The organism is Segatella copri (assembly GCF_019127135.1).
In the GTDB taxonomy this organism is placed as follows: Bacteria; Bacteroidota; Bacteroidia; order Bacteroidales; family Bacteroidaceae; genus Prevotella.
On record NZ_JAHOEA010000145.1, the window covers coordinates 1 to 1,367 of the forward strand.

1 protein-coding gene is annotated in these 1,367 nt (G+C 43.4%); it reads left to right on the top strand.

Annotated elements, in window-relative coordinates; translation table 11 throughout:
• Positions 1-61: 61 nt before the first annotated feature.
• Positions 62-1,267 carry an IS256 family transposase gene (locus KSW37_RS15555; RefSeq protein WP_118220300.1) on the top strand — a complete coding sequence of 402 codons (1,206 nt, stop codon included), beginning with the start codon at positions 62-64 and terminating at the stop codon, positions 1,265-1,267.
• Positions 1,268-1,367: the final 100 nt, after the last annotated feature.

A 1,367-nucleotide genomic window follows, 5' to 3' on the forward strand; every position in this document is an offset into this window, starting at 1 on the left:
GAGAGTGTAAACTAAACTGTGTCAAGCTACAATAAAAGTAGTTTAACACAGTTTTTATATTATGGACAACTTAGAAATTGATTACAAGAAAGCAGCTCAGCAGTTGCGTAGTGGTGAAGCCTTATTTGGCAAGGACGGAGCATTAGCTCCATTGTTAGAGCGTATTCTCAACTCAGCTCTCGAAGGTGAGATGGACGCTCATTTAAGTGAAGAGGAACGCTCTTCCGGCAACCGTCGTAATGGTAAGATGAGTAAGAAGGTTCAAACAAAATATGGTGAGGTCACTATAGAGACTCCTCGTGACCGAGATGGAACTTTCCAACCTGAGACCGTAAAGAAGCGTGAGACTATTCTTGCCAATGGCATGGCAGACCAGATTATTGAGATGTACGCCATGGGCACCAGCACACGTGACATCAGCAGCTACTTTGAGCGTGAGTTCAACACAACTCTATCAGCCGATACTATCAGCTCTATAACAGACCGTGTATTACCCGAAATCACCGCCTGGAAGTCTCGCATGCTCGATCCTGTATATGCCATTTGCTGGCTTGATGCTATCCATTATAAGGTAAAGGATGAGAATGGCAGAGCTGTCACACGAGCCATTTACAACATTCTTGGTATCAACAAGGAAGGCCAAAAAGAACTGTTAGGTATGTATGTGTCTAAGAGTGAAGGAGCTAACTTCTGGCTAGAAGTTCTTACGGATCTTCAGAACCGTGGTGTTCGAGACATCTTGATTTGTTGTATTGATGGTCTCAAAGGCTTCCCAGATGCCATCCAAAGCGTATTTCCTGAGAGTTCTGTGCAGCTCTGCATTGTCCATCAGATACGCAATTCTATCAAGTATGTTGGCAGTAAGCATCAAAAGGAGTTTATCAAGGATTTAAGAACAGTATATGGTGCAGTAAACAAAGACTCCGCTGCTGCTAATTTAGACCTGTTAGAGTCTAAGTGGGGAGAGATGTACCCAATTGTCATCAAGTCATGGCGTGACAATTGGGAACGTCTGACAGAGTATTTCCAATATACTCCAGCCATCCGTAAACTCATTTATACGACCAATACGGTTGAGGGGTATCACAGACAGGTAAGAAAGGTCACAAAGACTAAAGGGGTCTTTCCTACGGATAATTCTTTGGAGAAGCTTGTGTACTTAGCTTACCGCAACATCCGTAAGAAATGGACTATGCCACTGGCAAATTGGGGACAAATTTCTCAACAATTGGCAATAAAATTTGGAGATAGATTTAAAATTATGTAACTTTGCAGCCGAAAAGGCTTCCCTGCTGGGGGCATGCCCCCAGCAGGGAGTGGGAATGAAAGTTAAGAACAAGCCTTGACACAGTTTAAATTACACCCCC